A 13,401-nucleotide genomic window follows, 5' to 3' on the forward strand; every position below is an offset into this window, starting at 1 on the left:
ACGCGACTAATTAGTCGTGTAATTTTTTAATATTTTAGTGGTTAAATTTAACTATAATTACTTATTAATATAATTAAGGGGATAGGTTATGGATAAGTTACAACGACAATTCTACGAATTACAATTCGAGCTATTTTTTTATAAAGAACGTGGAAATGGATTCGAAGATTTCTTTTCAAGACTGATGAAATTAAAATATAAAAAAAATTTCACCGAGGTCAAGACCTGGGGAAATTTAGGAGATTTAAAATGTGACGGTTACCTCTCAGAAGAAGAAACAATATTTCAAGTTTATGCACCAAATGAAATTAATGGAGCAAAACTTCTTTCAAAAACTAAAGAGGATTATCAAAAAGCTTTAGTTCATTGGGATAATTGTATTAAACATTGGATTTTAGTTCAAAATTCTAAAGATGGGGTAAGAGGAATTGAAGCTCATACTCTTCAAGCTTTTGAACAGTATAAAAGAGAACCAGGAAACCCTATTAAGATATCATTATGGGGAATAGATGAGATTAAAGAAATCGTGTTTTCATTACCTATTGATGAGATTAGTTCATTACTTGGTGAAGCACCAACAATTTTCGATTTACAAAATTTGCAAATAAAGCACATTCAACCATTCTTGGTCCCTTTTCGATTAATGAGCGAAAATCCAGCAAATGGACAGGATATCAAAGAAGTATCACAACACAAAATAAGTATTAATAATCTATCAGACTATATTCAAGACTTACTAAAAATTGGTATGCGAAAAGCACATTTAATAGAATTAATAATTGATTTAGGTCACGATGTAGATGCAATTCAAAATTTATCTGAATCATTTAGAAAACAATATCTTGACTTAAAAGAAAAACATATAAATTCAGATAAAATTTTCTTTGAGTTAAGAGAGTTTGCAGGAATTAAATACATTCAAAACCCAACAGATGAGCTTGCAATATTAACTATTTTAGCCTACTTATTTGAAAACTGTACTATTTTCGAGGATGAAGTTGCCAGTGTTTGAACAATTCATTTATTATAAAAGTGAATCAATTGAATATAATGTGATATTAGAGCAAAAATTAATGGAGGTGATACGAGTGCTGCTCCCTAATAAATACATACATGAAGAAAGAACAATAATTAAAGCAGGGGGTAGGCTTATTTCCCTCCTTGAAGATCCAATGACTGTTACACAGGTCTGGGAAAAATACAAAATAATACAAGATAAATCACAACTCCCTCAGGTTCCCTTTGATTTATTTATTTTAACTTTAGATTTTTTATATGCTATTGGGGCTATCGAATTCAAAAAGGGGAAATTATGGAGGTTGAAAAATGATTAATAAAATCTCAAGCTCTATTTCTACATTTAAAGAGATAGAATTTCATATAGGTATGAATATACTTGTTACACAAAAAATAGAACAATCGCAACAAACAAATACTAGAAATGGATCTGGGAAATCCAGCCTTATAGAAATAATACATTTTGTTTTTGGATCTAACATATCTTCAAATTCAATCTTTAAGAATGATGCTTTAATGAATCAAACTTTTAAAATTGATTTTTCTATAAATAATATTAATTATGTAGCTGAAAGAAATACTTTACCTAGATCACCTATCAAACTAATAACACAATATCCGAATAAAAAAATAATTGAAGAAGAACCTGCAAGTAAAATGAATAAAAAATTCTTAGATATTTTTTTTGGTACAAACAATGAAGACGCATCTTTTAGAGGTTCATTTGGTTATTTTGTTCGCCAAGACATAAATGGTAGTTTTCTAGATGCCACTGAGATTCATAAGAAACAAAATAAAATATCTAAGCAAGCTGCGCTCACTTTTTTATTAGGATTGGATATAAAAATACCCACCGAATGGAAACACTTAATAAATAAAGAGAGTGAATTAAAAGTTTTAAAAAGAGCATTAAAAAATAAAACTGTTAATATGTTTAAATCTGAGGCACAAATAAAAACATCACTTACTATATTAGAAGATAAAATAAGACATTTAGAATATCAGTTACAAAATTTTCAAATACTCCCTGAGTATAGAGAACTAGAAGAATCAGCAAACGAACTGACAAAATTAATAAATAATGCAACAAATAATTCACAAATATTACATTTACAAATTGCAGATATTGAAAAATCATTAGAATCTGAACAAGCTGAATCAAATTTATCAATTGAAAATCTTTATGGAGAAATTAATTTAGTTTTACCTGATAATGTTATAAAAAGGTTTGAAGATGTAAAAAAATTCCATAATTCAGTTGTGAGAAATAGGAAAAATTATTTAATGACCGAAATCAAAGAAATAAAAGATGATATCAAAGTTTTACAAGAAAAAATAGATTTATGGGATATCGAAAGATCTAAGATTATGAAGACACTACAAAATAAAGGAGCATTAGATCAATATTCAAGCATCCAAGAAAAATTAAATACTCTAAAATCCGAACAACAAACATTGATGCAACAGTTCGAGACTATTACATCAATTGACTTAATTAACGATGAAATTACAGCTAAAGAAAATGAACTACAAAAGATGTTAAGTCAGGACTTTATAGATAACGATGAAACTATAAAAAAAGCAATTCTTTCTTTTTCTCATGCAGCACAATATCTTTATGGTTCTGATGATCCTGCAAAAATATTCATTGATAGTAAAGGAAAAAATGGAATAAACATAGAGATTGTTAAATCCGACAAGAAAAGTAAAGGTATAAATAACATGATGATTTTTTGTTTTGATATGATGCTAATGGAAATGAGTTCTTATTTGGAAAGACCTATAGATTTTTTAATTCATGATAGTCATTTATTTGATGGAGTAGATGAACGACAAATTTCTTTAGCACTTGAGTATGCCGAAATTATGTCAAAGAAACTAAATTTCCAATATATAACGATGTTAAATTCTGATGTTTATGATTCATTAAATTCTAATTTTGAACATGCAAAACTTGATATTGATATTACTGATGCTACTGATCATGGCGGTTTATTTGGTTTTCGATTTTAATATAGATTTTAATAACCCCTACTTATAAATGGTGGGGGTTTATTATAAAAACAAAAAGAACATTTGTTCCTATTTTTTTATACTGGAGATGTTTTAAATGTTTTTTTCAACGACACTTACTGAGGATTTTGTTAAGGAGCTTTATTTGCATATCGGAATATCGACAACCAGCAAACTTAACTTTCAGGAAATAGCTTCGCAACTTAATATTGATGTATTTTACTTTAATAAAACAAGTCAAGCACTTTTATTTAAGGAGCGTGCATACATATTTTTAAATAATAAACTTACACATCAACAACAATGGCAAGATTTCTGCCACGAACTAGGCCATGTCCTCTTACATACTGGCAATCAACAACGCATGTATCCCCTATTCCGTGAATACCAAGAATATAAAGCAAACAACTTTATGTACCATGCCTGTGTCCCCTCTTTTATGTTGGATGAACTAGAGCCTAGTGAACTGACTGTCGAAAATGTACAACGACTATTTAATGTTGAATATGACTTTGCATTCAAACGACTGGAGCAATACCGCAGTAAAAAGTTGCTTATGCTGAATTGGAATAGGCAGAACGATAACTCTATTTTATAGTTGGAAACAGGATGGTATATGCATTCAAAATTTATGAAATGAAGGTGAACGATTTTGAGTTTAGGTGAGTTATTAAAGGAACTACGTGGTGATGAATCTTTACGTGATGCAGCGAAACGTATGGATATTACGTTTTCTTACTTGGCTATGCTTGAAAGAGGAACGGATCGTCGTACTGGCAATGCGATAAAACCAACGCCTGAAACATTGCAACGCATTGCCACAGCCTATCAATATGATTACATAAAACTAATTGATGTTGCAGGTTTGTCCGATGATCCTACTTATAATCCTGCATTAAAAGAACCATTTCCCCACAATCCCTCATTACAGCAATGGTACAAGTCTCTTCCCCACTGTAATGAGAAAGACGTCGAGAAACTAAAAATAATTTGGGAAGTACTTTCATAAAGGTGGTGACAGCTAATGCATTACGTTCAAATTAATAAGACAACTTGGCGGTGCACTGGTGAAGGGCCTCGTAACCCTGCCACTGGCAAACGTCGTCAAATTACACGTCGTGGTAAAAGTAAAACGGAAGCACGCGAAAGAGTTGAAAAAGCCATTGCTGAACTAAACAAAGCATATAGCTTCGATGCGAAGATAACGTTTGAAGAATTTAGCCAAGATTGGTTAAAGCTTTACCGAATGAAAGGCAATAAGGAAACTACCAACGAGCATCGTACTTATTGCATAACCCTACTCAATCGATACTTGGCCAAAAAGAAAATGACCGCAATCACGTCTATCGAATTACAGGGTTTACTCAATCATTTATTTGAGAGTGGGACAGCCTACAATACGCTACGTGGCACTCATAATACAGCCAAAATGTTATTTGCATATGCCAAAGAGTCTGGATTGATTGTAATGAACCCTGTAGAAGCAACTTTTGTACCGAAGAAGAAAATGACGTTAGAAGAAGCAAGCAGTGAGGATACAGCGAAGCTTTATTTAGAAACAGATGAGCTAAAGGAATTTTTAAGTTACGTAGACAAACACCGTAATATTATATATCGAACGCTGATCTACGCAATCGCTTTTACAGGAATGCGACCAGGCGAAGCTGTTGCACTTAAGTATGAAGATGTCGACTTGGAGAAAAAGGTTATACACATTAATAAAACGGTGTATGCGAAGAAAAGTATAAGGGGTGACTTCGAGCTCACTCCCCCAAAAACAGCCGGCAGCGTCCGCTCCGTCGATATTGATGATATTGTCGTGGAGAAATTAAAGCAGCTCTACCAATGGCGTGAATATCGCGAATGGACTAAGTCCGACTTTGTATTCGGGGACAAGGAAGGTATCCCCCCTACCGTCAAAATGCTCAACCAAACCGTCCGACGCATTGGCGCTCTCACTGCCATCAACAAACAATTCCGCACCTACATCCTCCGCCATACACATATTAGTCTACTGGCAGAGGCTGGGGTGGATTTGAACTTTATTATGAATCGGGTTGGTCATAAAAATTCTGATACTACTACAAAGATTTATTTGCATGTTACTTCTGGGATGCGTGTGGCTGCTGCAGAGAGGATGCATGATAAGTTTACTGAGTTGTTGGAAAGTTAAAAAGGCGATACTACAAAAACCATTATTTCACCTAAAATAGAACATATTATCAGGTTCTATTTTAATGCTTGTTGCAATTTCCTTATATACCCAAATCATTTGTTATGTCGTGAAGAAGTTTATTCAGAACTCTATAGTTATCATTGTCAGTATATAAATAAGGCTCATTTGTTTTTTTTAATCCGTTTAGTATCAGTCTAACTTCCTGATCACCTTCAAATATCTCCATTTTAGCTAATTCATTAATAAATTCTGGTGTGTAAATACGACTCTGATTAACTAAATCATCAATATAAATTTTGTTAAAATCGTACAACTCACATAAATGAAAAATTCTATTACTTGAACTTACTCTTCTATTAAAACTCTTGTTATTGTTATAAATGGATTTTATCCCAATTGAATAAAATCCATTTAATATATTTGTTAAATCTTCATCACACTCTTCATGTGGTTTTAAAAAAAATACTGCCTTTTCCTCATAACCATTAATATATGGATGGAAATTATTACGTAATGAAAAATTTTTACTTCCTTTAAAAGAAGAATTACACACTGAACAACACGGGATAAGATTATATAGAGACACCGAAAAGTATGGATGCTTAGCTTTATCAATAAAATGATCAAGCACTGGTCTAGTTTTACCATCTCTCCTTAATAGTTGAAGTAAAACTTCTTTGACAATATGGACAAATTTGTACTTTTAATTCTTTTACAAGACCATAAGCTCCCCACTTTACTCCTTGAGATAATGGTGTAGATGCAGTACTAAATGTTCTGTAATCAAATATACTTTCAATGTCTTTACGTAATTCATTAAATAAATTTATATCTTCTGCTGTTCTCTCAATAGGATTCTCAGTTGAATTTAAATTAAATAGTTCATAATAAATCTTGTTAAATTTTTTCTTTATATGACCCTTGATTTTTTCTAGTTTTTGTGGCTTACCAATTAGTATTGAAGTTTTTGTTTCTTTAAGGAAAGTTAAAAATTCAATAAATTCTTGATTTGGTTGTCGTGAAATTATTAATTCAAATTGTCCATCAATATCTTTTTTTTGAAAATATGATAGGTGATACTCTTTTATTCTTTTTGAAGGTGTTTTAATCTTAATCATTTCAGTTATTTGCCTCTTTTAATTTTAAAATCTCTTCTTTTAAGTATTTTATTTCGTCATAAACATTAATTTTTAATCTTTCCTCTAATGTGTTCAAAAGCTTATACCTTAAAATTGGTTCGCTAATAATGCTAATTGATCGTTCATATTCTTTTCTCTGTATAATCAATTCACTTATAGGTTTATTCAATATCTCTTTGTATAATGAATTTACTTTATTTGTTGCAAACTGCCCCATTGTACCATTCTTCATAAAAAAGCTATGTGCCAATACCGTATGAATATTTGATGCGAATGTTAATTCGTGATTTTCTAATGTTCCATTAACTATTTTACCATTCACTGATTTTTCCATTAAAATAACATTAAAATGAGGAAGATCAGAAATCATAAAAGGCGAATGAGATGTCAAGATAATTTGCACACTCCAATTATTATAAAACTTTCTTATAAATCGAATCATATCCTCTATAATTTGCTTTTGCCATTGGGGATGTAAATTATTTTCAATTTCATCGATTAATAAATAAACATTTAAATTCTGCCTACCATTATTTAATTTAACAACTTGATATAATCGAGAAAATATATCAATTATACACTCTTCTCCCGAACTTAAGACAGCCCAATTAAACATCAAAAAATCCTTTTTAAAATTACTTCTGCTATAGTAATTTATAAATTCAATAATATTCTTTTGACCCTTCAGTGTAAAACCGTCCCAATCGTTATCAATATCAATATCAATATGTATTTCGTTATTTAACAAACCTCTGAAATACAATAAAAATTCAAAAAGATTTGTTATGATTTTTTTATAAGACTTATAATTTAAACTTCGATTTAACATATTCTCTAATGTCGATATAAATACTTCTTCAGGATTTAAAGAATTCATATTATTAGCCATATCAATTATTAAATCGTTAAGTAGTTCGTATAGTTCAACATCTTTTCTTATTTTTTCTGTATTTCCAGAAATATTCATTAATTTCTTTTGTTTATTTATATAATTTAGAAACGCATTAAATACAGTATAAAGTAAATTTCTAAATAGCGTATTTTCTTTAGTTTCTCCTTTTCTTGATAAAATATTGTTGATTTTATTTATATGATCCGTATACTCTTTAACAAAAAATCTAGTATCAATAGTAGTATCTATTAAAGTTATTTCTAAATTATTGGGGAACTGTAAATCAATATTTAAAGTAAAGTTATCTTTATTCTTATAAATAACTTCTAATAAGTTAATGTCATATTTTATTTTTGTACTTTGATACGAATTTTTTAAAAGTAAATAATTTGTACTCAAATTTATTTCATTTGAGAGCTGTTCTTCAATTTTCCTGTCATATACCGTAGAGATAAATACGGTTTTATTATTCTTACTATCAATTTTAGAATCTTTGATATTACTATCAAAATCAAATGTAAATTCCTGGGTATTCTTACCTTTAACAACTATACTATCTCCATTTAGAAAAATCGCTATAAAATTGTATTTGGGATTCTCGTTTCCCAATACATATCTTCTAATAAAATCAAATAGAGTTGTTTTTCCAGCACCATTTTGACCTATTACTGCCGTTATATTATTTATTTTAGCATTACCTAAATCATCTATATCATAAAAATTAGGAATGTAAGCTTGGTTTTCTGAGTAAGCCAATTTCTTTTCTTTTAAAGAAAAAAAGAATTTTGCTCCGAAATTAAATTCTTGATTTGATAAAACTTTGTAACTTTCAATCCATACATATGCTAATTCCATCTCAATCTCCTTATAAGTTCCAATAATGATATTATTTAAATAATTATAATATCTATTTTATATTAAATAATGAAAAACTCGAAATTTATTTTAAGTGCTATAAGAAAATGCTTTATCAAGATTTAAAAACCTTACTCACTTTATGAATAAATGTTTACTTTCCGTGACTTTTTCCAAAAAACCAACCTCAAAAAACCCCTACAAACGTTGATATATCAAGACATAGAAAAAGCATGAACGCATACATTCGTCGTAAGCGTTCATGCTTTTACCCTCTTTCATATGTAATCACAAAGCCCATTATAGCAAGGTTTTTCACACTTGTATAATGTTTCGATTTCACCGATATTCACCTACATTCAGATTTTTGGTTGCTTTTTTGTTGCTTTGGTTGCTTTTTTAGGTGTAAAAAATTGACTGTAACAAGTAATATTCATACTTTTAAATTTATATTTATTCAAATTAGAACATATTAGAAGTGTAGACGTTTATTTTTAATATTTGGTACACTGGGGTACAAAAAAATATAAAACTATATAATACTGAGCAGCTGCGAAATATAAAAAATCATTCATGATTTTTGGAATGAGTGATTTTTTAATCGCCCTAAGCAATTCCTCTGTTTGTGATTTCAATGGTACGAGTACTTAAAATTATTCTGCGATTTACAATAGACGTCCCAGGAGGAAATTAATTTATGCTTTGAAACCTTGTATTATTAAGGTTTCTCTTATATCTTGTGTAATATTTGTGAACTTCATTAAAAAGTGTAATTGTCTTTATTAACTTATCTATTAGAACTTATTTGATAAAGGCAGCCTATATTGAAGTGGTCGTATTTGTTTAATACTTGCTGTCACTTAACTTTCTTCATTCAAACAAACTTCTATAAAGTCATATAAATTTTTTGCTTCAATTGAACGATTGCCATAATCATGGTAAAAATATAGCACTTGTCCAAATATTCCAGCCTCAGTTGGATCGGTGTCAAGACAAAGATAATCTCCTCCTCCATTTTCAGCAATTGGAATCCACTTTTTATTCCAGAGAAATGGTTTAACCTCAGCACCATAATTAATATCTGGCATTATGTCATCAGGATCAAATTCTTCCTGTAGAAACTCCCAGTTTTTAATAATTTCCGAAATTGGAGAGAGTGTTAAATTTCTAACAAAAGGCTCTACTCCTAGATCCCAAACTTGTCCATTATAAACACTATAAAAACTTTTCATTTCTTCTGGGAGATGCACGCCTATAGTGCTTTCAATTAGTTGGAACTCTTCAACTGTTGCACTTGGTTGAAGATTTAGTGCTTCTTTAAAATTAATAACTTGATTTGAGCCTCTTTCAATTATACGCTCCCATAGTAATTCAGCTTGTTTTATCATGCTCAAACTCCTTCTGTTAATCGATTTAAATATCCATTTATCTCTCTACTTTAATAATACCTTATACCAACTCCAGTTGGTTAAAAATTTCCAATTTATTATTCCAACCAATTATTTAACGCTGGTTCACCTTGCACCATTTATTGTGGAGCTATTACGTTCGTTCAACCAAAATAAGATATCAAAAAACCCCACTCATTTTTGAGCAGGGCTTAAATTTATTACTTTCTGTTACGTCTCTGCTGAATAGTAATATACAACCCAACTAAACGATCAGTTGTCATTAAGCCACTTTGTAAATCCTTCAAGTGTGAAGCATTAATAATACCATCCTTCACAGCCTGTGCAATAAAGTTTTCAGTTTCAGTTCTTATAGCTGGTGAACCTGGATTCCAAATTGTATTAGCCACCTTAATCTCCTCCTTCTTGTCTTCCACAATTAATTGGACTTTCATTTTACTGTTGCTTGGCACAATTACTTGTCCTTCTAATTTGTACCCTCTAGGCATCTTCCAATTGGGCTTCACTTCGAAATGTGGTCGGTCAATTCTACGTGCCCAATCACCGCCCCACGTAATACCTAACTTACGAGCTATTGCCCCTATTTTTGTTAATGTATCTACATCATATAAGGGTTTCGGTGGAGCCACGGCAATGTCCCACGCTAAACGTGAAGTATGATTACTCTTTAGCGTCCAAGTCACTGGATAAAGGCGCTTACCCTTGGAGTCATATAATCGAGTTCGCCCCTGCTGATATAAATAATTTTGGCGTGCTTGTGACCGGTAGGTTTCAGTAACGAAGATATTATTAATGCCTGCTTTATAGCTCTCTTGAAAGAGTAATCTACAGGCTGTCTGCGCCACTGGTAGTAATTCACCTAAATCTCGGCATGTTGTTGTAACACTCATTGTTTATCATCCTTTTTATCATCATTGTCGATTTGTAGTTGTTTAAAAGAGTTCGTTAAAAACTTTGGTACTTTCAAACCTAACTTTCCAAGATTCTCAATCATACTAATCCCTTCCATCCCGATTAGAAAAAGAATCATGGCATTGCGCATAAAGTTTCCGCTCTCGGTTGCTAAGTCCAATTGCACTGCAGCAATCACCATCAAAATCATGGCCACTTTTTTAAACAGTCCGATTAAGGCTTTCCTGCTATCTACATTTTTCACAACAAAGGCAACCATAACGCCTAAAATATAATCAATCGCCATAAAGATAGTGAGTGCTTTAATTAAATGGTCAATGCCACCAACAAAATAAGCGACTCCTGCCATGGAGCCGCCTACGAGTGATGTATATAATGTGTCTGTTTTCATTGGTACCTTCCTTTTTTCATAAAGATTATTAACAACTGCTTACTTACTTGCATGAGTTTCTTTTTCTAATTTCCGATACACCACTTGACGCAGATTCGATAGATTCGGCACCTGATTACGCTTTTCTGGTCTTGCTAGCACATAGTTATACCAGATGATTACAAGACCACTATGTTCATTAAACACTTGGTTCGCCTCCTTCTGATTCCTTTGCAATTAACGTGGAAAGCTCCATAATCGCCCTTTCCTGCTCTGCTAATCGTTGCTCTTGGTTCGCTATATATGTTGACATCTCCCTCATACTGCTCAATAATAGTTGGTTTTCTTGTTCTAAACGTTCAGCCTTTTCTACTGGTGTGTCATCGTCGCCGAACTTTTTCATTTCACCCATTGTGCCATCGGGATTACGTACTTTATATTGAAATGCCATTAGTCCACCGCCCCTGTTATCAAATGTATTTTGTAATTAGATGTCAAGTCCGTACGCATTGGCGTAATTTTTAACACAATTCGTTGTTTGGCTTCCATCCCTTTATGTTCAAAGGTATCTTCCACTACACCCTGTTTGGTTGTGATTGGTGCTGTATTCACCGGTGTTAACTCTGTATATTGCTCTGACTCACCCTTTGCTGTCATAGATAGTTCCACTTTTATTTCAAGTGCTTCATCACGTTGAATAAACAATAAAACGCCCTTTGCAGACCCGCTTGGCGGCTCGATTTGGTATCGAGCAACGGATTGTAAAATAGGCGTTTTCACTTCTTTTTTATTTAGTTTAATGGTTTTACTTGTCTTGTACCGTAATTATCTACCTCAAGAACAATCGTATTTTCACCCGTTATTAATTGTGCTAGCTTTACATCAAACTCCCATGCACCGCCTGAACCACTGTAAATTTCTACTGGCTCACCTGTGTTAATACGCCTTGTCACTTTCACCGTGGCATTTGCATCTTCATCTGATGCTTTACCAGTTATTTTAAATGTATCAGTATCCACGACACCAGAAGGCACGACTGCATCCACTGATAACATAGGTGCTCTGTTCGGTACGACTGAAAACCTTCGTTCTATTTTTGGCGAAATCCCCTTTTCCGTATCCTCTGCCCATACAAATAGTTTTTGAATGGTTCCTTCAGATAATTGGCCCGTAATAGCCGTTTTACCGTGATAAAGCTTGCCCCCTTTAAAAGTTAACTGCTTTGTTAAAGGGAATCTTACCTGACTTAGGTTGGTCGCTAATATTTTACGAGGTTCCTCATTGATTTGATAATACACTGTAACGGATTGATCTGCGTCAGGATCAAAGGCTGTTCCTTCGATAATGAGCGTATCATTTTCATATAATCTCACGTTGCCAGATGGACTCCGTAACGATACAGTAGGAGCTACATTGTGTTCGATTGTCAATACATCTGAATGGATATAGTCAGAATACACATAGCTTGTATTTTTTGCTCGCACACGTAGTTCTAATGTTTTATGTGTTTGATTTGTACTTATCTGCAAGCTACGTGTTAGCGTGTTGTTGGATGGAAGTGGTGTCCAATCGTCTGTGCTGTTATATCGGTAATCTACTTCATAAAGTGCGAGATTCGCAGCGCGAGAGGCGCCAAATGTGATGTTCACCGTCTCGTTTGGTTTAAACTTTTTGCCTTGTGTTGGGGCTGTAAATGGCCCAGGCGGTGCAATGGCTTGATTGACACGACTGCCTCTTACATACCAGTAACCGTCACTATGTTTTTGGTTCGTTGGATACGCTGTTTCCTCCGCTACAATTCCTGATTGAACTAGACCGCCTAAAGATGTCTGATATTTATTCCAAAAATATTTTGGTTTTGTTACGGTATAAACACCACTTGTCCGATAGCTGGATTCTAAATTTCTAGCATCGACTGCTTTTACTCTAAATTGAATCCTTGAAGCAGTGGGGATGGTATACGAAAAACGATTGGTTGTCGGTGTACCGATTTGTACCCATGAGCCATTGTTTACTGCTACCTCTAAGATGTAACGAGAAAAATCATTATTTACATCAGAAGATGCTCCCCATGCGATGGTTACAGCATCACCAATTTCTAAATCGCCAGAAGGTTGTGTAAATGTACCAGGGGTTGTCGGTGCAGTCGGAAGAGCTGCTCCTCTCTCATACCAAAATCCATCTGAGTGTACGCCTCCATTTACATAGGCGGATGCACCCGCTACAATATTAGATTGAACTAATGGTCCACTGGCCATCCCGCTACTTGGTATATTTTCCCCTTTACATGACCAACGTTGATATACAGTATAGTACTGCCCTACCGTACTGTATACGGTTTTTGTATATTCTCGATGACCACTTTCCATCGATGAATTAGGGTTGTACACAAAGTAATATGGTATACCCGGTGACATATTACTTCGATGATATGAGTTATAATTAGGAACTACTTTACCTTCAACGTCTAGTGAAAAAGTTTGTGCCCTGGTTTCATAAGGACTATCATCCGTAGAATAAGGGGTACTGTGGCTACCTTTATATTCCCATGGCCATGTATCCGGATTCGTGCTATATCGCTTAACGGCTCTATACTTATTCCAATAATATCGAACCAC

At 32.9% G+C, this 13,401-nt stretch carries 16 protein-coding genes; 6 read left to right on the forward strand and 10 right to left on the reverse strand.

Annotation, left to right across the window (positions count from 1 at the left end; translation table 11 throughout):
* Positions 1-88 precede the first annotated feature (88 nt).
* The 6 genes from LO754_RS12730 (at position 89) to LO754_RS12755 (ending at position 5,203) form a co-directional block, all read left to right on the forward strand.
* Positions 89-1,012: an ABC-three component system protein gene (locus tag LO754_RS12730; protein WP_231784498.1), complete on the forward strand. Its 924-nt coding sequence runs from the start codon at positions 89-91 to the stop codon at positions 1,010-1,012.
* On the forward strand, positions 1,005-1,334 hold the full coding sequence (locus LO754_RS12735) for an ABC-three component system middle component 6 (protein ID WP_231784499.1): 330 nt from the start codon (positions 1,005-1,007) through the stop codon (positions 1,332-1,334). Before LO754_RS12730 ends, LO754_RS12735 begins: the two co-directional genes overlap by 8 nt.
* A complete protein-coding gene (locus tag LO754_RS12740; protein ID WP_231784500.1) occupies positions 1,327-3,030 on the forward strand; it encodes an ABC-three component system protein in 1,704 nt (567 codons plus the stop codon). The genes LO754_RS12735 and LO754_RS12740 overlap by 8 nt, the downstream gene beginning before the upstream one ends.
* A gap of 97 nt (positions 3,031-3,127) precedes the next feature.
* Positions 3,128-3,628 (forward strand): ImmA/IrrE family metallo-endopeptidase, encoded by a 501-nt coding sequence (locus LO754_RS12745; protein WP_231784501.1) that lies wholly within the window; start codon positions 3,128-3,130, stop codon positions 3,626-3,628.
* 54 nt (positions 3,629-3,682) lie between these two features.
* Positions 3,683-4,039: a helix-turn-helix domain-containing protein gene (locus LO754_RS12750; RefSeq protein WP_231784502.1), complete on the forward strand. Its 357-nt coding sequence runs from the start codon at positions 3,683-3,685 to the stop codon at positions 4,037-4,039.
* Positions 4,040-4,054: 15 nt separating this feature from the next.
* A complete protein-coding gene (locus LO754_RS12755; RefSeq protein WP_231784503.1) occupies positions 4,055-5,203 on the forward strand; it encodes a site-specific integrase in 1,149 nt (382 codons plus the stop codon).
* 82 nt (positions 5,204-5,285) lie between these two features.
* Here the strand turns inward: LO754_RS12755 and LO754_RS12760 are convergent, their stop codons facing one another.
* The 10 genes from LO754_RS12760 to LO754_RS12805 all read right to left on the reverse strand — a co-directional run bounded on the left by LO754_RS12760 (position 5,286) and on the right by LO754_RS12805 (position 13,401).
* Positions 5,286-5,837: a hypothetical protein gene (locus LO754_RS12760; RefSeq protein WP_231784504.1), complete on the reverse strand. Its 552-nt coding sequence runs from the start codon at positions 5,835-5,837 to the stop codon at positions 5,286-5,288.
* A 10-nt stretch (positions 5,838-5,847) separates the two neighbouring features.
* Complete coding sequence (locus LO754_RS12765; protein WP_231784505.1) at positions 5,848-6,324, reverse strand: hypothetical protein; 477 nt, start codon at positions 6,322-6,324, stop codon at positions 5,848-5,850.
* Position 6,325: 1 nt separating this feature from the next.
* Positions 6,326-8,092: an AAA family ATPase gene (locus LO754_RS12770; protein WP_231784506.1), complete on the reverse strand. Its 1,767-nt coding sequence runs from the start codon at positions 8,090-8,092 to the stop codon at positions 6,326-6,328.
* Between the two features lie 860 nt (positions 8,093-8,952).
* Positions 8,953-9,480 (reverse strand): SMI1/KNR4 family protein, encoded by a 528-nt coding sequence (locus LO754_RS12775; protein WP_231784507.1) that lies wholly within the window; start codon positions 9,478-9,480, stop codon positions 8,953-8,955.
* 221 nt (positions 9,481-9,701) lie between these two features.
* The gene (locus LO754_RS12780; RefSeq protein WP_231784508.1) at positions 9,702-10,391 is read right to left on the reverse strand and encodes a M15 family metallopeptidase; all 690 of its coding nucleotides are present in this window, start codon (positions 10,389-10,391) and stop codon (positions 9,702-9,704) included.
* On the reverse strand, positions 10,388-10,804 hold the full coding sequence (locus LO754_RS12785; RefSeq protein WP_231784509.1) for a phage holin family protein: 417 nt from the start codon (positions 10,802-10,804) through the stop codon (positions 10,388-10,390). The genes LO754_RS12780 and LO754_RS12785 overlap by 4 nt, the downstream gene beginning before the upstream one ends.
* A 39-nt stretch (positions 10,805-10,843) precedes the next feature.
* Positions 10,844-10,990: a hypothetical protein gene (locus LO754_RS12790; protein WP_231784510.1), complete on the reverse strand. Its 147-nt coding sequence runs from the start codon at positions 10,988-10,990 to the stop codon at positions 10,844-10,846.
* Positions 10,983-11,234, reverse strand: a complete 252-nt coding sequence (locus LO754_RS12795; RefSeq protein ID WP_231784511.1) for a hypothetical protein — start codon at positions 11,232-11,234, stop codon at positions 10,983-10,985. Before LO754_RS12795 ends, LO754_RS12790 begins: the two co-directional genes overlap by 8 nt.
* On the reverse strand, positions 11,234-11,563 hold the full coding sequence (locus LO754_RS12800; RefSeq protein ID WP_231784512.1) for a hypothetical protein: 330 nt from the start codon (positions 11,561-11,563) through the stop codon (positions 11,234-11,236). The genes LO754_RS12795 and LO754_RS12800 overlap by 1 nt, the downstream gene beginning before the upstream one ends.
* Before the next feature lie 11 nt (positions 11,564-11,574).
* Positions 11,575-13,401: a hypothetical protein gene (locus LO754_RS12805; protein ID WP_231784513.1), complete on the reverse strand. Its 1,827-nt coding sequence runs from the start codon at positions 13,399-13,401 to the stop codon at positions 11,575-11,577.

The sequence above is a fragment of the Lysinibacillus sp. GJ-1 genome (genome assembly GCF_021166035.1).
Classification (GTDB): Bacteria; Bacillota; Bacilli; order Bacillales_A; family Planococcaceae; genus Lysinibacillus; species Lysinibacillus sphaericus.

Bases quoted from the DNA above. Each gene is read 5' to 3' on its own strand.
- LO754_RS12730 (WP_231784498.1), top strand. From the start codon at position 89: ATGGATAAGTTACAACGACAATTCTACGAATTACAATTCGAGCTATTT.
- LO754_RS12740 (WP_231784500.1), top strand. From the start codon at position 1,327: ATGATTAATAAAATCTCAAGCTCTATTTCTACATTTAAAGAGATAGAA.
- LO754_RS12745 (WP_231784501.1), top strand. From the start codon at position 3,128: ATGTTTTTTTCAACGACACTTACTGAGGATTTTGTTAAGGAGCTTTAT.
- LO754_RS12755 (WP_231784503.1), top strand. From the start codon at position 4,055: ATGCATTACGTTCAAATTAATAAGACAACTTGGCGGTGCACTGGTGAA.
- LO754_RS12765 (WP_231784505.1), bottom strand. From the start codon at position 6,324: ATGATTAAGATTAAAACACCTTCAAAAAGAATAAAAGAGTATCACCTA.
- LO754_RS12770 (WP_231784506.1), bottom strand. From the start codon at position 8,092: ATGGAATTAGCATATGTATGGATTGAAAGTTACAAAGTTTTATCAAAT.
- LO754_RS12775 (WP_231784507.1), bottom strand. From the start codon at position 9,480: ATGATAAAACAAGCTGAATTACTATGGGAGCGTATAATTGAAAGAGGC.
- LO754_RS12780 (WP_231784508.1), bottom strand. From the start codon at position 10,391: ATGAGTGTTACAACAACATGCCGAGATTTAGGTGAATTACTACCAGTG.
- LO754_RS12785 (WP_231784509.1), bottom strand. From the start codon at position 10,804: ATGAAAACAGACACATTATATACATCACTCGTAGGCGGCTCCATGGCA.
- LO754_RS12795 (WP_231784511.1), bottom strand. From the start codon at position 11,234: ATGGCATTTCAATATAAAGTACGTAATCCCGATGGCACAATGGGTGAA.